The organism is Mycobacterium triplex, assembly GCF_000689255.1.
Classification (GTDB): Bacteria; Actinomycetota; Actinomycetes; order Mycobacteriales; family Mycobacteriaceae; genus Mycobacterium; species Mycobacterium triplex.
Window position 1 is genome coordinate 1,081,195 of sequence record NZ_HG964446.1, and the last position, 18,614, is coordinate 1,099,808.

The window sequence follows — 18,614 nt, forward strand, 5'->3', positions numbered from 1 at the left end:
CTATTGCGCTGCAACATGTCTGACCGCGACGAACTGGCCGAGCTGGTGCGTCAACTGTCCGTCGTGCACGGCCGGGTCACGCTGTCGTCGGGCCAGGAGGCCGACTACTACGTCGACCTGCGCCGGGCCACGCTGCACCACCGCGCCTCCGCCCTGATCGGCGTGTTGATGCGCGAACTCACCGCGGACTGGGATTACGCGGTCGTCGGGGGCCTGACGCTGGGCGCCGATCCGGTCGCGACCGCCATCATGCACGCGCCCGGACGCCCAATCGATGCCTTTGTGGTGCGCAAGTCCGCGAAAACCCATGGCCTGCAACGTCTTATCGAGGGATCCGAGGTGTCGGGGCAGCGGGTGCTGGTGGTCGAGGACACCAGCACAACCGGTGGCTCGGCGCTGACGGCGGTGCACGCCGTCCAGGACGCGGGAGCCGAAGTCGTCGGCGTGGCCACCGTGGTGGACCGCGCCACCGGCGCCGCGGAGGCCATCCAGGCCGAGGGGCTGCGCTACCGCAGCGTGCTGGGCCTGGCCGATCTGGGGCTGGGCTAGGGCTTTCCCGCTGTGCGCCAGTTCCTTGCGATAGCAGTCTGTTTGGCCGTCTGCCTGACGGGCTGCTCGAGTTCCAAACACGCCGTCGCGCCGTACGGTGCCCAGGGCGCCTGGCTGGGTGAATCGCTGGCGCTGCTCGGCTGGAATATGTCGGTGTCGAACCTGCGCTGGGACGGCGACTACGTGTTGGTCGACGTCTCGGCTAGTTTGGCCGCACCGACGGATCCCAAGGCGCCGCACGCCAAACCCGAGGACATCCGCTTCGGGCTCTACGGCGCGCTCGCACACCCGATGGAGTCCGCCGGCCTGGGCAGTTGTGACACCGCGATGGCCACCGTCCGCGATATCCGGACGCCGTTGTCGGCGCCGCCGGACCGGCTCACCGGCGCGGTGTGCCTGGGCCCGCTGAAGGACCGCAGCCAGGTGCGTGGCGTGTACGCCTACTCCGAGCGGGACCGGATCGCCGGTACTTCCGCGGCCTATCCCGCGGCGTTCCCGGTGGGGCTGCTGCCGACCAACGTCAACGACACCGGCCTGGTCGTCAAGACCACCAGCCTGTCGGCCTGGCGCGGGGACGGTAAGCCGGTGACGAAGGCGCAACTCGGTGATCCGGGGGCCTTCACCGGCGCCGGCTACATGCTGCTCGGGCTGGAGGCCGACGCCCTCGCGGCCCGGTACCGCGACGACTCCGCCCACCGCGGCGGCCCGATGATGTTGCTCGCGTCGCCGACCGTTCCCGGTCGCGGCCTGAACCCGGCCTGCGCGGCGTACGGATCGTCGGTGCTGATCCTGCCCGACGCCTCGCTGGACGCGGTGCGTGTCTCGGCTTCGCTATGCACCCAGGGCGAAATCAATCAGGCGTTGCTCTACGCGACGGTGGCGATCGTCGGCACCCACGCGGGTGTGTGGACGCCGCGATGAGCGACTCCGGGCCCGGGCCCACCGAATGGGCAGTACCACCGGCGGCCGGTGTCGGGCCCTGGGAAGGTGCGTTGCCCGACGACCCACGGTACGACCCAATTCTGTTGCGCGACGGGGACACCCGCAATGTCGTCGACGCCTACCGGTACTGGACGCGGGAAGCGATCATCGCCGACATCGACCAGCGCCGGCATCCGCTGCACATCGCGATCGAGAACTTCGGCCACGACGCCAATATCGGATCGGTGGTGCGCACCGCCAACGCCTTCGCGGTGGACACCGTGCACATCGTCGGGCGGCGGCGCTGGAATCGCCGTGGCGCCATGGTGACCGACCGCTATCAACGGCTGTGCCATCACGACAGCACGGCGGAGCTGCTGGGTTTCGCGGCGGCCGCGGGATTGAGTGTGGTCGCGGTGGACAACGTGCCGGGCGCGGCGCGGCTGGAGGAAGTCGTACTGCCTCGCGAATGTCTGTTGGTGTTCGGTCAAGAGGGGCCGGGCATCACCGACGACACCCGGACGGGTGCGGCGGTCACGGTGTCGATCGCTCAGTTCGGCTCGACCCGCAGCATCAACGCCGGTGTCGCGGCCGGGATCGCGATGCATGCCTGGATCCGCCAGCACGGCGATCTATCACGCGCCTGGTAGGCGCCGCCTGCCCGCCGGCCGCCGAGTGGCCCCTTCGCCGAACGTGCTCTGGTGGCGGATTTTCGGCGGCGTTTTTCCGCCATGAGAGCACGTTCGACGCGGCCTGATCGCACACTCGAGCCCGCCTTAGCTCCAGAGCGTGACGTGAACCTTCGGGCGAAACCTCGTCACCCCGACGCCGGATCCGCGGATCATCGCCTGGATACACCGCGGTGTGGTGATGAAGCGAACCAGCTCCGACACCGCGGGCTGGCGCGCGGCGGGCGCCAACGTCGTCGCACACCACTCGCCGGACCGGTCCAGGCCCGGCCCGTTCACATGCACCAGCCGGCCCGCGGCGAGGTCCTTGGCGACCGCGAAACCGATCGTCAACGCGACACCGCCCACCCGCTGCACCTCCTCGAGCGCGGCCGCATCGCTCTGGAAGATTCGCTGCTGCGACTCCGGAATTGCCAAGCCGCGCAGCATGTTTGCGATTTCGCCGTCCACACTGCCCGCCGACGGCCCGAGCATCCACTGCTGCTGGCGCAACAGCCCCGGCGCCGGAATGCCCGCGGCCAGTGTATTTTTCGGTGCGACGACGGTGATGATCTGGTATTTCAGGAAGGGCCGCACAAAGATTGACTCGTCGGAAGCCGAGGTACTTTCACTGGCCGGGCCGATCGCGATGTCGACGGCGCGCGAGGCGATGAGCTCGCGGAAGCGGCTCGTCGGGTGCACGCTCAACTCCACCGACAGATCGTCGGCCCGCGACGAGAACAACTCGATCAGGCCGGGCGCGGCGTGCTCGGCGAACGCTGTCGACGCCGCGATCCGCAGCAGCCGGCGTCCGTGCGCCGCCTCGGTGACCTCGATCGCGGTTTGCTGCTGCAGACCCAGGATCTCGACCGCACGGCTGGCCAGTCGCAGCCCGCCGGGTGTGAACGCCAGCCCCGCACCGGTTCTGGTGAACAACGGGTCGTCGAGTTCCTTGCGCAGCGCCGCGACGTGCATCGAGATTCCGGCGTCGGATACGCCCAGTTCCGCGGCGGCGGCTCGCACCGAGCCCAACCGAACCACCGCCGAATAGGCCCGAAGTTGAGCCGGAGTCATGGTTATGAGCCTACTTTGGGAAGCGTGCGAGACGTGCTTGCCGAATTAATGGAGATTTGGCGCGCTGGTGGCACCGCCGGTTTGGGAACCGTGGTGCGCACCTTCCGGTCCGCGCCGCGGCTGCCCGGAGCCTCGATGGTGGTCGCGCCGGACGGCTCGGTGAGCGGATCGGTGTCGGGGGGTTGCGTGGAAGGTGCTGTCTACCAAGCCGCCACCGAGGTGGCGCGGACCGGAGCACCGCGGTTGGAACGCTACGGCGTCAGCGACGGCGACGCCTTCGCGGTCGGTCTGACATGCGGCGGCGTAATCGACATCTTCGTCGAAGCGATCTCGCAGACCACTTTTCCCGAACTAGCGGCGATCTCCGAGGACGTCGACGCACAACGTCCGGTCGCGGTCGCGACCGTCATCGCCCATCCCGACCCGCAGTGGATCGGCCGCCGGCTCATCGTCGGCCGGGACGCGCAGGCGGGGTCACTGGGTTCGGCGCGTGCCGACGCCGCCGTCGCCGACGATGCCCGCGGGCTACTCGCCGTGGGCCGCAGCGAGGTGCTCAAATACGGGCCCGACGGGCAGCGGCTCGGCGACGGCATGGAGGTGTTCGTTTCCAGCTACGCCCCGCAGCCGCGGATGCTGGTGTTCGGCGCCATCGACTTCGCCGCGGCCCTCGCGCAGCAGGGCGTCTTCCTCGGGTACCGCGTCACGGTCTGCGACGCGCGTTCGGTGTTCGCGACGCGGGCCCGCTTCCCGTCGGCCGAACATGTGGTCGTCGACTGGCCGCACCGCTATCTCGCCGCGCAGGCAGCGGCCGGCGCCGTCGACGAGAGCACCGTGATCTGCGTGCTGACCCACGATCCCAAGTTCGACGTCCCGGTGCTGGAGGTGGCGCTGCGCCTGCCGCGGGTCGGTTATGTGGGGGCGATGGGCTCGCGGCGCACGCACGACGACCGGATGCGGCGGCTGCGGGCGGCCGGGCTGACCGACACCGAGCTGAGCCGGCTCGCGAGCCCGATCGGCCTTGATCTGGGCGCCCGCACACCGGAGGAGACCGCGGTCTCCATCGCGGCCGACATCATCGCCCGCCGGTGGGGTGGCGGTGGTCTGCCGCTGGCCCAACTGGTCGGCCGCATTCATCACGAAGCGCCGGAGCAGCAGGTCACGGGCGAATTCGAGGCGACTTCAACGATCCCTTAACTCGCTATTGACGCCCCTGTCAGAGCGGCCGACACTGGGATACCCCTTCCAAGTGAGGTGCGTCACATGCAGGTCCCCGGCCCCTTCGAATACGAACGCGCAACCAGTGTCGACCACGCCATCGGATTACTGGATCGGTTGGGGGACGGGGCGCGCGTCGTCGCCGGCGGACACAGCCTGCTGCCGATGATGAAGCTGCGCATCGCCAACCCCGAATACCTCGTCGACATCAACGACCTGGCGCTCGAACTCGGGTACGTGATCACCGACCCGACCCTGGTCCGCATCGGCGCCATGACCCGCCACCGCGAGCTGCTGGACTCCGACCCGCTGGCCGCCGTCTGCCCGATTTTCCGCGATGCCGAACGCGTCATCGCCGACCCCGTGGTCCGCAATCGCGGCACCCTCGGGGGTTCGCTGTGCCAGGCCGATCCGGCCGAGGATCTGTCGACCGTGTGCGAGGCGCTGGGCGCGGTATGCCTGGCCCGCGGGCCGTCGGGCGAACGGGAAATACCGATAGACGACTTCATTCTCGGGCCCTACGAAACCGCGCTGGCCTTCAACGAGATGCTCGTCGAGGTACGAATCCCGCTGCGGCACAACTCATCCAGTGCTTACGCGAAAGTCGAACGCCGCGTGGGTGATTGGGCTGTGGCGGCGGCCGGTGCGGCGCTCACCCTTGACGGTGCCGGCATCGCGGCAGCCCGCCTGGGTCTGACCGCCGTCAATGTCGACCGCGCGGCGCTGGCCGACGTTGCGGCCGGGCTGGCCGGACGGCCGGCGACCGACGAGGTCTTCGCCGACGCGGGGCAGCGGGCCGCGCAAGCCTGCGACCCGGTGACCGACGTCCGCGGCACCGCCGAGTACAAGCGGCATCTGGCCGCCGAGCTGACCACTCGCACCTTGCGCACCGCCGCCGAACGGGTGCGCGCAGAAGGGAGCAACTAGCCATGCAGGTGAATATGACCGTCAACGGCGAACAGGTGAGCGCCGACGTCGAACCCCGGATGCTGCTCGTGCATTTCCTGCGTGATCACTTGCGGCTCACCGGGACTCATTGGGGCTGCGACACGAGCAACTGCGGGACCTGCGTGGTCGACGTCGACGGCGTGCCGGTGAAATCGTGCACGATGCTCGCCGTGATGGCCTCGGGTCACAGTGTGCGCACCGTCGAGGGCCTTGCCATCAATGGGCAGCTGGACCCCGTGCAGGAGGGCTTCATGCGCTGCCACGGCCTGCAGTGCGGCTTCTGCACACCGGGCATGATGATCACCGCCCGCGCCCTGCTGGACCGCGATCCCGACCCCGACGAAGAGACCATCCGGGAAGCGATTTCCGGCCAGATCTGCCGCTGCACCGGATACACCACCATCGTGCGGTCCATTCAGTGGGCCGCTTCGCACGCGGCTCCCGTGGAGGCCGGCTCATGACCACCATCGAGTCCCGACCGCCGTCACCGGAAGACCTGGCCGACAACGACCAAAAGCCGTGCGGCTACGGCCGGATGATGCGCAAGGAAGATCCGCGGTTCATCCGCGGCCGGGGTCGCTACGTGGACGACATCGCGCTGCCCGGCATGCTGCACCTGGCGATCCTGCGTTCGCCGTACGCGCACGCCACCATCGTCGGCATCGATGTGACTGCCGCGCAAGCACATCCGAAGGTCAAGGCGGTGGTGACCGGCGCCGACCTGGCCGAGAAGGGGCTGGCCTGGATGCCGACGCTGTCCAACGACGTGCAGGCCGTGCTGGCCACCGACAAGGTGCGCTTCCAGGGCCAGGAGGTCGCGTTCGTCGTTGCCGAGGACCGGTATTCGGCCCGCGACGCGCTGGAGCTGATCGACGTCGAATACGACCCGCTGGAGCCGGTCGTCGATGTGCGCACGGCGCTGGATCCGTCGGCCCCGGTGATCCGGACCGACCTGGACGGTAAGACCGACAACCACTGCTTCGACTGGGAGACCGGCGACGCGGCGGCCACCGAGGCCGTGTTCGCCAAGGCCGACGTCGTTGTCAAGCAGGAGATCGTCTACCCCCGGGTACACCCGGCGCCGATGGAAACCTGCGGTGCGGTAGCAGATCTGGACCCGGTCACCGGCAAGTTGACGTTGTGGTCCACCAGCCAGGCACCGCACGCCCACCGCACCCTGTACGCGTTGGTCGCCGGTCTGCCCGAGCACAAGATCCAGGTGATCTCGCCCGACATCGGCGGCGGATTCGGCAACAAGGTGCCGATCTATCCGGGCTACGTGTGCGCGATCGTCGGCTCGCTGCTGCTCGGCAAGCCGGTGAAGTGGATGGAGGACCGCAGCGAGAAACCTGACGTCCACCGGCTTTGCCCGCGACTACATCATGGTCGGCGAGATCGCGGCCCGGGGCGACGGCAAGATTCTGGCCATTCGTAGCAATGTGCTGGCCGACCACGGCGCCTTCAACGGCACCGCGGCGCCGGTGAAGTATCCGGCCGGCTTTTTCGGGGTGTTCACCGGGAGCTACGACCTCGAAGCCGCCTACTGCCACATGACCGCGGTATACACCAACAAGGCGCCCGGCGGCGTGGCGTATGCGTGTTCGTTCCGGATCACCGAGGCGGTGTATTTCGTTGAGCGGCTGGTGGATTGCCTGGCGTTCGACCTGAAGATGGACCCCGCCGAGCTGCGGTTGCGAAACCTGTTGCGGCCCGAGCAGTTCCCGTACCGCAGTAAGACGGGCTGGGTGTATGACTCCGGCGACTACGAGACCACCATGCGCAAGGCCATGGACATGATCGGCTACGACGCGCTGCGGGCCGAGCAGCGGGAGCGGCGCGAGCGTGGCGAGCTGATGGGCATCGGCATGTCGTTCTTCACCGAGGCCGTCGGCGCCGGCCCGCGCAAGGACATGGACATCCTTGGCCTCGGCATGGCCGACGGCTGCGAGTTACGGGTGCACCCCACCGGCAAAGCGGTGGTGCGGCTTTCGGTGCAGACGCAGGGCCAGGGCCATGAGACGACGTTCGCCCAGATCGTCGCCGAGGAGCTGGGCATTCCGCCCGACGACATCGACGTGGTGCACGGCGACACCGACCAGACCCCGTTCGGGCTGGGCACCTACGGCAGCCGGTCCACGCCGGTGTCCGGGGCGGCCGCGGCACTGGTGGCCCGCAAGGTCCGGGACAAGGCGAAGATCATCGCCGCGGGCATGCTCGAGGTATCGGTGGCGGACTTGGATTGGGAGAAAGGCAAATTCCACGTCAAGGGCGACCCGTCCGCGGCGGTCACAATTGCCGACATCGCGATGCGTGCGCACGGCGCCGGTGATCTGCCGGAGGGTATCGAGGGTGGGCTGGACGCCCAGATCTGCTACAACCCGGAGAACCTGACCTACCCCTACGGCGCGTATTTCTGCGTGGTGGATATCGATCCGGGCACCGCGGTGGTCAAGGTGCGGCGCTTCCTCGCCGTCGACGACTGCGGTACCCAGATCAACCCGATGATCATCGAGGGCCAGGTCCACGGCGGCATCGTCGACGGCATCGGGATGGCCCTGATGGAGATGATCGCCTTCGACGAGGAAGGCAACTGTCTGGGCGGGTCGCTGATGGATTACCTGATCCCGACCGCGGTCGAGGTGCCGCATCTGGAGACCGGGCACACCGTGACGCCGTCGCCGCATCACCCGATCGGCGCGAAGGGCATCGGCGAATCGGCGACGGTCGGCTCGCCGCCCGCGGTGGTCAACGCGGTGGTGGATGCGTTGGCGCCGTTCGGGGTTCGGCACGCCGATATGCCGCTCACACCGTCGCGGGTCTGGGAGGCCATGCAGGGCAGAGCGAGGCCCCCAATTTGACGACGATCGCCGAGCGGGCTCAGCAACTGTTGGCGGCGCGGACGCCGTTTGTGCACGCCACGGTGGTGCGCGCCCAGCCGCCCACGTCGGCGTATCCCGGTGACGAAGCAATCCTGTTGGCAGACGGAACGATTGAGGGGTTCGTCGGCGGGCAGTGCGCGCAGAACTCGGTGCGTAAGGCGGCGCTCGGTGTGCTGCAGGCCGGTGAAAGTGTGCTGCTGCGCGTGCTGCCCGACGGCGATGTGCATTTCCCCGAGGCCGCCGGCGCCTGCGTCGTGGTCAACCCGTGTCTGTCCGGCGGGTCGCTGGAGATCTTCCTGACCCCGCAGCTGCCCGCCCCGCTGATCCGGATCTACGGCGCCACCCCGATCGCCGACGCGCTGATCGACGTGTGCCGGGTGCTCGGCTACGACGCCCGCAGAGATGCCCCCGCTGACCTGTCCGACACCACCGCGGTGGTGATCGCCAGCCACGGCGGACCGGAAGCCGAAACCATCCGCACCGCACTGGATAACGGCGTCGGCTATATAGGCCTGGTGGCCAGCAGGGTCCGCGGTGCGTCGATCCTGAATGACCTCGAACTCTGCGAAGCCGAGCGGTCCCGCATCCACACCCCGGTCGGATTGCGGATCGGCGCCAAGACTCCCGCGGAGATCGCGGTGTCGATCGCAGCCGAACTGATCGCCGCCGTGCGCGACGGCAACCTGACCCGGCTGGGGGTCCCGGCGACCGGCGTCCCGGACCAGGCGGTCGATCCGGTGTGCGGCATGACCGTGCCGATCGGGCCCGGCACCGAACACTTGGAGCTGGCCGGCACCGACTACTGGTTCTGCTGCCCGGGATGCCGATCGGCATTCGCCGCCGAAAAAGCCGGCACATGACGCCGGCGGTGTTCAGCAGCCCCGACGACGTGGTGCGCCTGTTCGACGGGAGGGATTATCTGCTCGACACCGGTACGGCGTCGGCGATCTATCTGGCCGTCACCCTCGGCAGGCCGCTGCTACTCGAGGGTGAACCCGGAGTCGGCAAGACCACGGCCGCGAAAACCCTTGCGGCGGTGCTGAACACCCCAATGGTGCGGCTGCAATGCTACGAGGGCCTGACCGCGAACGAGGCGCTGTACGACTGGAACTACCAACGCCAGCTGCTGTCCATCCGGCTGGCCGAGGCGCGTGGAACCGGCATCGAGGAAGCCGATCTGTACACCGAGACCTATCTGGTGGACCGGCCGATCCTGCACTGCGTGCGACACCGCGGGCCGGCACCCCCGGTGCTGTTGATCGACGAAATCGACCGGGCCGACGACGAATTCGAGGCCCTGCTGCTGGAGTTTCTCGGCGAGTCCGCGGTCACCGTCCCCGAACTCGGCACCTTCGTCGCCGAGCAGCCGCCGATCGCGGTGCTCACCTCCAACCGCAGCCGCGACCTGCACGACGCGCTACGCCGGCGATGCCTCTACCACTGGATCGACTACCCCGAACCGGCCCGGGCCGCCGCGATCGTGCGGCGCACCGTGCCGGGCGCGTCCGCTCCGCTGATCGAACAGGCCACCCAATTCGTCGGCAGTGCACGCGATCTCGACCTGGACAAGCCGCCCGGGGTGGCGGAGACCATCGACTGGGTAGCCGCCCTGGTGTCGCTGGGCGTCGCGAACCTCGTCGACGATTCCGCCGTGATGAGCCTGGGGGCACTGGCCAAGACGCCCGACGACCGTACGTTGATTCGCGACGCTTTCACCGAGTACAGCCGCACCTGAGAGGACCCGCAGCATGAAGATCGCCAACCAGTTCACCGTCAGCGCGCCCATCGACCGGGCCTGGGATGTGCTGTGCGACCTGGAACAGGTGATCCCGCTGATGCCGGGCGCCCAGCTGACCGGCCATGAGGGCGAGGAGTACCTCGGCAAGGTCAAGGTCAAGGTGGGGCCGGTGACCAGCGAATTCAGCGGCAAGGTGCGCTTCGTTGAGCAGGATCGCGAGCAGTACCGCGCGGTCATCGACGGCAAGGGTAAGGAAGCGCGCGGCACCGGCAACGCGGCCGCCACCGTCACCGCGCAGCTGCAGGCCGACGGGGAGCGCACCAGCGTGACCGTCGACACCGACCTGAAGATCGTCGGCAAGCTGGCCCAGTTCGGCAGCGGCATGCTGCAGCAGGTGTCGGAGAAACTGCTGGGCCAGTTCGTGGAATCGCTGGAAGCGAAGCTGGCCGCCGAGAAGACCGGAGCGCCCGAGGCTCCGGCCGGCGCGCCGAAGGGGGCGAACCCGGCCGCCGCGGCCGGCAACTCGCACGCGGCCGCCGAGGAGCCCACCCCGGCCTGGCCGGCGAATCCGGTCCCCGGAACCCGCCAACCTCCCGCCGCCGAGCCCGAGCCAATCGATCTGCTGCAGCTGGCCGGTGGCGACCAGCTCAAGAAGTACGCCGCCCCGGCGGTGGCAGCGCTGGCCGCGCTGGTGCTGATCTGGGTGCTGCTGCGGCGGCGTTAGCGGGCTGGTGGACACCCCCCTGTTGTTGCGCGGCGTCGATCGCGCGGCGCTCGCGACAGCGCTGGTCGCCCGCCTGCGCGGCGTCGGGGTGTCGGTATCCGCCAGCGGTCCGGCGAGTTTTGTGCAGGCGCTGCGAAAACTGGCCCCGGACAACACATCCGCGTTGTACTGGGCGGCCAGGCTGACGCTGGTCAACCGGATGGAGGATCTGGGCGCCTTCGACGAGGTCTTCGCCGCGGTGTTCGGCACGGCCGATCCCGACGGAACGCCCGACTCACCGCTGCCGCAGCCGGGGCCCAAAACACCGGCCGCGGGCATGGTGCGTCCGGGTGGCGGCGGGTCGGGGTCGACGGAAAAGCTGCCCTGGGTGACGCGGTCCGTCGCCACCGGTGCCGACACGGCAAGCGCGAGCATCCTGCTCCCCGACGTGCTGCCCAGCCGGATCGCGGCGCTGGCCGACGAGCCGTTCGACCGTTTCGACCCCGAAGACCTTCGCCTGCTTGGTATTTGGTTGGAAGCCACGGTCGCGCGCTGGCCGCGACGGCGCAGCCTGCGATTCGAGCCCAGCCCGGCCGGAAAGCGGATCGACCTGCGGGCCACCATGAACGCCTCGCGGTCAACCGGCTGGGAATCGATGGTGCTGGAGCGGACCCGGCCGCGCCGCCGGCCCCGGCGGGTCGTGCTGCTCTGCGACGTCAGCCGGTCGATGCAGCCCTACGCTGCGGTCTATCTGCATTTGATGCGAGCGGTGTTGCGCCAGGCGGGAACTCGGCCCGAGGTGTTCGCGTTCTCGACGTCGCTGACCAGGCTCACCTCGGTGCTGTCGCACCGATCGGCCGAGGTGGCGTTGCAGCGGGCCAACGCCAAGGTCACCGACCGCTACGGCGGAACGTTCATCGGCCGCAGCGTGGCGGCGCTGCTCGCCCCGCCGCACGGCAACGCGCTGCGCGGCGCCGTGATGATCATCGCCTCCGACGGCTGGGATAGTGATCCCCCCGACGTGCTGGAACACGCGATGGCCAGGCTGCGCCGGCGCGCCGAGCTGCTGGTCTGGCTCAATCCTCGTGCGGCACACCGCGAATTCGAGCCGCTGGCCGGCTCGATGGCAGCGGCCCTGCCCTACTGCGATCTGTTTCTGCCGGCGCACTCGCTGACCGGGCTGCGCCAATTGCTGCTCGAGTTGTGCCGCTGAGAGCCACGGCGTTGCGTGTGCGGCCGCGGCGTTGCGTGTGCGGCCACGGAGAAGACACGCCGATCCGGGCCGCCGCGGGTGCACGCTGAAGTCCCTGACTGCACGCTCAACACCACCCCGGGCGCACGCATGAGGCAGGATCGGTAGGTATGGACCAGGTATGGGCCAACCGGGCTGCCAGCTCCGAAGCCGCTGTTGTGCAACGCCACCTGAAACGGCTGTGGGGATTGCCCGGAACGCAGCTGGGAGTGGTGGCCTGGCCGGCGACGCGGCGGGCCCGGCTGTTCGGCACCTGGCACTACTGGTGGCAGGCGCATCTGCTGGATTGCCTGGTCGACGCGCAGCTGCGCGACCCCCAGCCGCGCCGGCGCGCCGAGATCAACCGGCAGGTCCGCTCGCACCGGCTGCGCAACAACTTTCGCTGGACCAACAGCTATTACGACGACATGGCGTGGCTGGCGATCGCGCTGGAACGTGCCGCCCGGATCGCCGGCGTAGAGCGAGGGCGCGCGCTGCCGAAGCTCGCCGACCAGTTCATGAAGGCGTGGGTGCCCGAGGACGGCGGCGGCATCCCGTGGCGCAAGCAGGACCAGTTCTTCAACGCCCCGGCCAACGGTCCGGCGGGAATTTTCCTGGCCCGCTACGGGGAGCATCTCAAGCGCGCCGCCCAGATGGGCGACTGGATCGACCAGACCCTGATCGACCCGGAAACCCAACTGGTGTTCGACGGCATCAAAGCCGGCTCGCTGGTGCGCGCGCAGTACACCTACTGCCAGGGTGTGGTGCTCGGGCTGGAGACCGAGCTCGCGGTCCGCACCGGCGCACAGGCCCGGGGCCGGCACGCGGCGCGGGTGCACCGCCTGGTCGCCGCCGTCCACGAGCACATGGCGCCCTCGGGCGTGCTGAAGGGTTCCGGCGGCGGCGACGGCGGACTGTTCGCCGGCATCACCGCCCGCTATCTCGCGCTGGTCGCCACCACGCTGCCGGGTGACTCCGCCGACGACGCGGTGGCCCGGGACACCGCCCGCACGATCGTGCTGTCGAGCGCGAAATCGGCCTGGGATTACCGGCAAACGGTCGACGGGCTGCCGCTGTTCGGGGCGTCCTGGGACCGCGACGCCGAACTGCCGACGACGGAGGGCGCGCAGGCGCAATTCGTCGAGGGTGCGGTGAACGCGTCGCAGACTCCGGAGCGCGACCTGTCGGTGCAGCTGTCGGGGTGGATGCTGATGGAGGCCGCAGGTAACGTCACGGCCGAATCGTCGCATTAGAAGGAGCACTCAGTGAGCAAAGTCCACCCCGATGCCGAGTCGGCGCTGCGAGACCTGCTGAAGGACGGAATCACCATTGCCGCAGGCGGTTTCGGCCTGTGCGGCATTCCGGAGAATCTGATTCAGGCCCTGGTGGACAGCGGCGTCAAGGAGCTCACGATCGTCGGAAACAACGCCGGCGTCGACGATTTCGGCATGGGTTTGTTGCTCAAGGGCCGGCAGGTCAAGAAAGTCATCGCCTCTTACGTCGGAGAGAACAAGGAATTCGAGCGCCAGGTGCTCGCCGGTGAGCTGGATCTGGTGCTCACGCCGCAAGGCACCCTGGCCGAGAAGTTACGCGCCGGTGGCGCCGGGATTCCGGGCTTCTACACGCGCACCGCGTTCGGCACTCAGCTCGCCGAAGGCAAGGACATGCGGGTCTTCGACGGCACCGAATACGTGCTGGAGGAAGGCATCCACGCCGACGTCGCGATCGTCAAGGCATGGAAGGGTGACAAGGCGGGCAACCTCGTATACCGGAAGACCGCGCGCAACTTCAACCCGATGATTGCCACCTGCGGCAAGGTGACCGTCGCCGAGGTCGAGGAACTCGTCGAGGTGGGCGAGCTGGATCCCGACCAGATCCACACCCCGGGAATCTACGTCGATCGCATCATCGAGGGACCCGGCTACCAGAAGCGGATCGAATTCCGCACCACCAGAGGCGCCGCGGTAACCAAGAACGACACCCCGATTCGCGAGACCATGGCCAAGCGCGCGGCCAAAGAACTGCGCGACGGCTACTACGTGAACCTGGGCATCGGCATCCCGACGCTGGTGGCCAATTACATCCCCGACGACATCAATGTGACGTTGCAATCGGAGAACGGCCTACTCGGCATCGGGGCATATCCGCCCGAGGATCAGGTGGATCCGGACCTGATCAATGCCGGGAAGCAAACCATCACCACGATCAGCGGCTCGAGTTTCTTCAGCAGCGCCGACTCGTTCGCGATGATCCGCGGCGGGCACGTCGACCTGGCCATCCTGGGCGGGCTGGAGGTGGCCGAGAACGGTGATCTGTCCAACTGGATGGTTCCGGGCAAGATGGTCAAGGGCCCGGGTGGTGCGATGGACCTGGTGTCGGGGGTCAAGCGGGTGATCGTCGTGATGGATCACACCGCCAAGGACGGCAGCCCGAAGATTCTCAAGCAATGCACGCTGCCGCTCACCGGAAAAGGCGTGGTGGACATGATCATCACCGACCTGTGCGTGTTCGACGTCGACCCGGAACGCGGGCTCACGCTCACCGAACTGCATCCCGGAGTGACGGTCGCCGAGGTTCGCGACAAGACCGGCTGCGATTTCGTCGTGGCGGCCCCGCTGGACAGCGCTTAACGCCGTCGGGCCAGGTAACCCCGGGTGGCCGCGATCAGTGCCGGCAACAGCGAGACGAACAGGATGACCAGGATGATCTTTTCCAGGTTTTGGTGCACGAACGGCACGTTGCCCAGGAAGTAGCCGGCCACCGTCACGCCGCCGCCCCACAACACCCCGCCAACGATGTCGAACGCCAGATACACCGGATAGCGCATGTAGGACACCCCGGCGACGACTGGCGTGAACGTCCGGATGAACGGCATGAAGCGGGCCAGGATGATGGCCGCGGGTCCGTACTTCTCGAAGAAGGCGTGCGAGTCGGTCACGTAATGCTGCTTGAAGAACCGGGAATCTTCCTTCTTGAACAGCGCCGGCCCGATCCGGCGGCCGATGAAATAGCCGGTCTGGTCGCCCAGCACCGCGACCACCGCGACGGCCGGCGCGAGCACCCAGATGTTCAGCGTTCCGTGCGCGGCCAGCAAACCTCCGGTGAACAGCAGCGACTCGCCGGGCAACAGCGGAAACAGCAGTCCGGTCTCGACGAAGACGATGACCAGGATGGTCGGCAACACCGCGGAGGCGAACAGGCCCTGGGGTCCGATCCAGAACATCGGATCGATGATGTCGGGCATCAAACCCACTCAGCCGTCACGGCGTTGCTCATGGTGCCTCAACATACCGGCCCCGAGGCGGCTGCCCGCCGCCAACGTCGGGTTGCGATACTGGGGCAACTCAGTCTTCAGGAGGAACTTCAATGCCCATCGCCACCCCCGAGGTCTACGCCGAGATGCTGGGACGCGCCAAGGAGAACGCCTACGCCTTCCCGGCCATCAACTGCACCTCGTCGGAGACCGTCAACGCCGCCATCAAGGGCTTCGCCGACGCCGGCAGCGACGGCATCATCCAGTTCTCCACCGGCGGTGCGGAGTTCGCCTCCGGCCTCGGCGTCAAGGACATGGTCACCGGCGCGGTCGCGCTGGCCGAGTTCACCCACCACATCGCGGCCAGATACCCGATCAACGTCGCGCTGCACACCGACCACTGCCCCAAGGACAAGCTGGACACCTACGTGCGCCCGTTGCTGGACATCTCGGCCAAGCGCGTCGCGGCCGGCCAGGACCCGCTATTCCAGTCGCACATGTGGGACGGCTCGGCCGTGCCGATGGACGAGAACCTCGTCATCGCCCAAGAGCTGCTCAAGGCGTCGGCCGCCGCCAAGATCATCCTGGAGATCGAGATCGGTGTGGTCGGCGGCGAGGAGGACGGCGTCGCCCACGAGATCAACGACAAGCTGTACACCACCCCGGAGGACTTCGAGAAGACGGTCGAGGCGCTGGGCACCGGCGAGCACGGCAAGTACCTGCTGGCCGCGACCTTCGGCAACGTGCACGGCGTCTACAAGCCCGGCAACGTCAAGCTGCGCCCCGACATCTTGGACCAGGGCCAGAAGGTGGCGTCGGCCAAGCTGGGTCTGCCCGACGGGTCGAAGCCGTTCGACTTCGTCTTCCACGGCGGATCGGGCTCGCTGAAGTCCGAGATCGAAGAGGCGCTGCGCTATGGCGTGGTGAAGATGAACGTCGACACCGACACCCAGTACGCGTTCACCCGCCCGATCGCCGGCCACATGTTCGCCAACTACGACGGCGTGCTCAAGGTCGACGGCGAGGTGGGCAGCAAGAAGGTCTACGACCCGCGCAGCTACCTCAAGAAGGCCGAAGCGTCGATGACCGAGCGCGTGATCGAGGCCTGCAACGACCTGCACTGCGCCGGAAAGTCCGTCAGCGCCTAGCGTCTCCGCCGGTTTTGCCGCGAGTGCCCGGCGGGAAGGGCACTGGGCGACGAACGCCCGGCTGGCCGGGCGCTGGGCACCCAATGAGGCGCCCAAGCCGGGCTCGAGCTAGCCGCTGGCGGATTGGCAGATCTTCCACTGATCGTCGCGGTACTGCAGGTCGAGGCTGCGTGTCGAGCGGACCTGCGGGTCGTAGGCCATGAACGTGGTGACGTTGGCCTCGGCATGTTGGCCGTTGACGACGATCTGGTCGATGCTGGCGATCACCGGATACTGTTTGGCCGCCGAAACCCGTTGGTAGGTCTCGTTCCACGAGCGCTCGTCGTAGTCGACGTAGCCGTCGCGGGTGGTGCCGCAGGTGATTCTGCGCAGCTGGGTCAGGTCGCCGCGCTGCACCGCGGTGTCGAACGCATGAATGGATTGGCGCACCAGGTCTTCTTGCGAGACGTGTGAGTGCTTTCCGCGGGTCAGCAGCACGGTGCCCAGGATGGCGATCGCCGCCAGTGCCAGCACGATCACGGTGATCGCCAGCACCCAGCCCCAGTTGAAATTCCTGACGGCCGAGCGCGGCTTGGCCCCGTCACGGCCCGGAATAGATTGCGGCACAGCAGGTTTCGGAGGCATTGGCGGCTGCCCCGGTGGGCCGGGCTGCCCCGACGTGGAGAAGACTTCCGTCGCGGGCTCGGGCGTGGTGTGAATGACCGCCGTTTCCTTCGCGTCGAAGCCCGGCGCGGTGAAGCGACGCTCGCGTTGCTGATCGTCCGGATTGGACGCGGGACCGTCGCCGGGATCGGGCTTGTCGATCACCACGGTCTCGGTCTCGGGGTCGGGAGGAATCAGCGGATGGGCGTCGGTTGCGTCGTCGGCCTGTTCCGCGGTCGGGTCCTCACCCGTCGGCGTGCCGCGGTCGGGCTCCGGTGGGTTAGGCATGAGCTGGAGCTTAGTCACCCGCGGCGGGACGGCAGAATAGAACTTATGCCACCGATGGGTGATCTCCTAGGACCCGATCCGATCCTGCTGCCCGGCGACAGCGAAGCCGAAGCCGAACTGCTCGCCAACGAGAATCCCGGCATCGTCGCGGCGGCGCATCCGTCCGCGTCGGTAGCCTGGGCGGCCCTTGCCGAGGAAGCGCTGGCCGACGACCGGGCCATCACCGCCTACGCGTACGCCCGGACCGGCTACCACCGTGGCCTGGACCAGTTGCGTCGCAACGGGTGGAAGGGCTTTGGCCCGGTGCCCTATTCGCACCAGCCCAATCGCGGCTTCCTGCGGTGTGTGGCGGCATTGGCCAAGGCCGCCGACGCGATCGGCGAGACCGACGAGCTGAACCGCTGCCTGGACCTGCTCGACGACTGCGACCCCGCGGCTCGCAAAGAGCTGGGACTCTAGAAGCTTTCCGAGCAGTCGCTGTCGCGGGTCTCGATCTGCACGGTGGCGTGCTCGAGCCCGCGCTCGTGCAGCACCTCGCGCGCGTCGTTGAGCACGCGAGTCGAGTCGCTGGCGCTGATCAGGTGCACGGTGCACATGTCCTTACCCGGCGACAGCGTCCACACATGCAGATCGTGCACTTCGGTCACGCCGTCGACGCCGCCCAGTGCCGACCGCAGCTCCTCGACGTCGATGTGGGCGGGCGACGTCTCGGACAGGATCCGCAGTGCCGCGCGCGCCAGCGAGAACGCGCGGGGCAGCACCCAGAGCGCCACCAGCACGGCGACCACGACGTCGGCGTAGGGCCAGTGCGTCGTGACGGTCACGATGCCCGCGATCAGCACGCCCAGGCTGCCGACGGTGTCGGCGATGACCTCCATGTAGGCGCCCTTGACGGCCAGGCTGCCTTCGGAGTGTGACCGCAGCAGCATCGCGACCACGAAGTTGGCGATCAGCCCGGCCAGCGCCACCACGATCATCGGTACGCCGGGGACGTCGGCGCCTGTGCCGAGCCGCTCGATCGCCTCGTAGAGGATGAACGCCGCCACCCCGACCAGCAACACCGCGTTGGCCACCGCGGTGAAGACCTCGGCGCGGTGCCAGCCGTAGGTGCGATCCGGGGACGTGCTGCCGCGCTTGGCCAGCACCACCGCCGTCAGCCCCATGAACACCGCGACGACGTCGGTCAGCATGTGTCCGGCATCTGCCAGCAGCGCAAGGGAATTGATCAGCAGCGACGTGGCCAGCTCGATCACGAAGAAGGTCGTGAGAATCCCGGCGGCCATGATCATGCGGGGAATCATCCGAGACGCGTCGGCCTCGGCGGGGGTGTGACTGTGTCCTGCGCCCATGGGCAACA

The 18,614-nt window shown here is 68.2% G+C and carries 17 protein-coding genes and 2 pseudogenes; 15 read left to right on the top strand and 4 right to left on the bottom strand.

Annotated features, from left to right (window positions below; genetic code table 11):
* Nucleotides 1-15 precede the first annotated feature (15 nt).
* Genes pyrE through BN973_RS04940 form a run of 3 tightly spaced genes read left to right on the top strand, consistent with a single transcriptional unit; the run spans nt 16 to nt 2,120 of the window.
* On the top strand, nt 16-549 hold the full coding sequence (gene pyrE / locus BN973_RS04930; protein ID WP_036466341.1) for an orotate phosphoribosyltransferase: 534 nt from the start codon (nt 16-18) through the stop codon (nt 547-549).
* A 12-nt stretch (nt 550-561) separates the two neighbouring features.
* Nucleotides 562-1,470 carry a hypothetical protein gene (locus BN973_RS04935; protein ID WP_036466342.1) on the top strand — a complete coding sequence of 303 codons (909 nt, stop codon included), beginning with the start codon at nt 562-564 and terminating at the stop codon, nt 1,468-1,470.
* On the top strand, nt 1,467-2,120 hold the full coding sequence (locus BN973_RS04940; protein WP_036472049.1) for a TrmH family RNA methyltransferase: 654 nt from the start codon (nt 1,467-1,469) through the stop codon (nt 2,118-2,120). Before BN973_RS04935 ends, BN973_RS04940 begins: the two co-directional genes overlap by 4 nt.
* Before the next feature lie 126 nt (nt 2,121-2,246).
* On the opposite strand, the gene BN973_RS04945 is transcribed toward BN973_RS04940, so the two are convergent.
* A complete protein-coding gene (locus tag BN973_RS04945) occupies nt 2,247-3,212 on the bottom strand; it encodes a LysR family transcriptional regulator (RefSeq protein WP_036466344.1) in 966 nt (321 codons plus the stop codon).
* Between the two features lie 24 nt (nt 3,213-3,236).
* On the opposite strand from BN973_RS04945, the gene BN973_RS04950 reads away from it, so the two are divergent.
* From BN973_RS04950 to BN973_RS31980, 10 genes and pseudogenes are all read left to right on the top strand, one after another.
* Nucleotides 3,237-4,406 (top strand): XdhC family protein, encoded by a 1,170-nt coding sequence (locus BN973_RS04950; RefSeq protein WP_084163302.1) that lies wholly within the window; start codon nt 3,237-3,239, stop codon nt 4,404-4,406.
* A 66-nt stretch (nt 4,407-4,472) separates the two neighbouring features.
* Complete coding sequence (locus BN973_RS04955; protein ID WP_036466348.1) at nt 4,473-5,354, top strand: FAD binding domain-containing protein; 882 nt, start codon at nt 4,473-4,475, stop codon at nt 5,352-5,354.
* 2 nt (nt 5,355-5,356) lie between these two features.
* Nucleotides 5,357-5,836, top strand: a complete 480-nt coding sequence (locus tag BN973_RS04960; protein ID WP_036466350.1) for a (2Fe-2S)-binding protein — start codon at nt 5,357-5,359, stop codon at nt 5,834-5,836.
* Nucleotides 5,833-8,233, top strand: a pseudogene (locus BN973_RS04965) (aerobic carbon-monoxide dehydrogenase large subunit). The gene BN973_RS04960 and the pseudogene BN973_RS04965 overlap by 4 nt, the downstream one beginning before the upstream one ends.
* Nucleotides 8,230-8,934, top strand: a pseudogene (locus BN973_RS04970) (XdhC family protein); the annotation flags it as partial. The pseudogenes BN973_RS04965 and BN973_RS04970, both read left to right, overlap by 4 nt.
* Nucleotides 8,935-9,110: 176 nt before the next feature.
* Entirely contained in the window at nt 9,111-9,989 is an 879-nt protein-coding gene (locus BN973_RS04975; protein ID WP_036466353.1) for an AAA family ATPase, read from the top strand.
* A gap of 13 nt (nt 9,990-10,002) precedes the next feature.
* Nucleotides 10,003-10,716 carry an SRPBCC family protein gene (locus BN973_RS04980; RefSeq protein WP_036466354.1) on the top strand — a complete coding sequence of 238 codons (714 nt, stop codon included), beginning with the start codon at nt 10,003-10,005 and terminating at the stop codon, nt 10,714-10,716.
* 7 nt (nt 10,717-10,723) lie between these two features.
* Nucleotides 10,724-11,908 carry a vWA domain-containing protein gene (locus tag BN973_RS04985; RefSeq protein WP_036466356.1) on the top strand — a complete coding sequence of 395 codons (1,185 nt, stop codon included), beginning with the start codon at nt 10,724-10,726 and terminating at the stop codon, nt 11,906-11,908.
* Nucleotides 11,909-12,057: 149 nt separating this feature from the next.
* The gene (locus tag BN973_RS04990; RefSeq protein ID WP_036466357.1) at nt 12,058-13,179 is read left to right on the top strand and encodes a glycoside hydrolase family 76 protein; all 1,122 of its coding nucleotides are present in this window, start codon (nt 12,058-12,060) and stop codon (nt 13,177-13,179) included.
* 12 nt (nt 13,180-13,191) lie between these two features.
* Nucleotides 13,192-14,556 (top strand): 3-oxoacid CoA-transferase, encoded by a 1,365-nt coding sequence (locus BN973_RS31980; RefSeq protein ID WP_036466359.1) that lies wholly within the window; start codon nt 13,192-13,194, stop codon nt 14,554-14,556.
* Here BN973_RS31980 and BN973_RS05000 read toward each other — a convergent pair.
* On the bottom strand, nt 14,553-15,170 hold the full coding sequence (locus BN973_RS05000) for a DedA family protein (RefSeq protein ID WP_036472050.1): 618 nt from the start codon (nt 15,168-15,170) through the stop codon (nt 14,553-14,555). The genes BN973_RS31980 and BN973_RS05000 overlap by 4 nt on opposite strands.
* 122 nt (nt 15,171-15,292) lie before the next feature.
* On the opposite strand from BN973_RS05000, the gene fbaA reads away from it, so the two are divergent.
* Entirely contained in the window at nt 15,293-16,327 is a 1,035-nt protein-coding gene (gene fbaA / locus BN973_RS05005; protein WP_036466360.1) for a class II fructose-bisphosphate aldolase, read from the top strand.
* A gap of 108 nt (nt 16,328-16,435) precedes the next feature.
* On the opposite strand, the gene BN973_RS05010 is transcribed toward fbaA, so the two are convergent.
* Nucleotides 16,436-17,257: an Rv0361 family membrane protein gene (locus BN973_RS05010; RefSeq protein ID WP_036472051.1), complete on the bottom strand. Its 822-nt coding sequence runs from the start codon at nt 17,255-17,257 to the stop codon at nt 16,436-16,438.
* A 45-nt stretch (nt 17,258-17,302) separates the two neighbouring features.
* Between BN973_RS05010 and BN973_RS05015 the strand changes: the two genes are divergently transcribed.
* Nucleotides 17,303-17,716 (top strand): DUF3151 domain-containing protein, encoded by a 414-nt coding sequence (locus tag BN973_RS05015; protein ID WP_036466363.1) that lies wholly within the window; start codon nt 17,303-17,305, stop codon nt 17,714-17,716.
* Here the strand turns inward: BN973_RS05015 and BN973_RS05020 are convergent.
* Nucleotides 17,713-18,606, bottom strand: coding sequence for a cation diffusion facilitator family transporter (locus BN973_RS05020; RefSeq protein WP_036466364.1), 894 nt, complete (start codon nt 18,604-18,606; stop codon nt 17,713-17,715). The two genes, BN973_RS05015 and BN973_RS05020, sit on opposite strands and share 4 nt — an antisense overlap.
* Between the last annotated feature and the right edge of the window lie 8 nt (nt 18,607-18,614).

Bases quoted from the DNA above. Each gene is read 5' to 3' on its own strand.
- BN973_RS04990 (WP_036466357.1), top strand. From the start codon at position 12,058: ATGGACCAGGTATGGGCCAACCGGGCTGCCAGCTCCGAAGCCGCTGTT.
- BN973_RS05020 (WP_036466364.1), bottom strand. From the start codon at position 18,606: ATGGGCGCAGGACACAGTCACACCCCCGCCGAGGCCGACGCGTCTCGG.
- BN973_RS05000 (WP_036472050.1), bottom strand. From the start codon at position 15,170: ATGCCCGACATCATCGATCCGATGTTCTGGATCGGACCCCAGGGCCTG.
- BN973_RS04955 (WP_036466348.1), top strand. From the start codon at position 4,473: ATGCAGGTCCCCGGCCCCTTCGAATACGAACGCGCAACCAGTGTCGAC.
- fbaA (WP_036466360.1), top strand. From the start codon at position 15,293: ATGCCCATCGCCACCCCCGAGGTCTACGCCGAGATGCTGGGACGCGCC.
- BN973_RS04980 (WP_036466354.1), top strand. From the start codon at position 10,003: ATGAAGATCGCCAACCAGTTCACCGTCAGCGCGCCCATCGACCGGGCC.
- BN973_RS04975 (WP_036466353.1), top strand. From the start codon at position 9,111: ATGACGCCGGCGGTGTTCAGCAGCCCCGACGACGTGGTGCGCCTGTTC.
- BN973_RS04960 (WP_036466350.1), top strand. From the start codon at position 5,357: ATGCAGGTGAATATGACCGTCAACGGCGAACAGGTGAGCGCCGACGTC.
- BN973_RS05010 (WP_036472051.1), bottom strand. From the start codon at position 17,257: ATGCCTAACCCACCGGAGCCCGACCGCGGCACGCCGACGGGTGAGGAC.
- BN973_RS04940 (WP_036472049.1), top strand. From the start codon at position 1,467: ATGAGCGACTCCGGGCCCGGGCCCACCGAATGGGCAGTACCACCGGCG.
- BN973_RS04945 (WP_036466344.1), bottom strand. From the start codon at position 3,212: ATGACTCCGGCTCAACTTCGGGCCTATTCGGCGGTGGTTCGGTTGGGC.
- BN973_RS05015 (WP_036466363.1), top strand. From the start codon at position 17,303: ATGCCACCGATGGGTGATCTCCTAGGACCCGATCCGATCCTGCTGCCC.
- pyrE (WP_036466341.1), top strand. From the start codon at position 16: ATGTCTGACCGCGACGAACTGGCCGAGCTGGTGCGTCAACTGTCCGTC.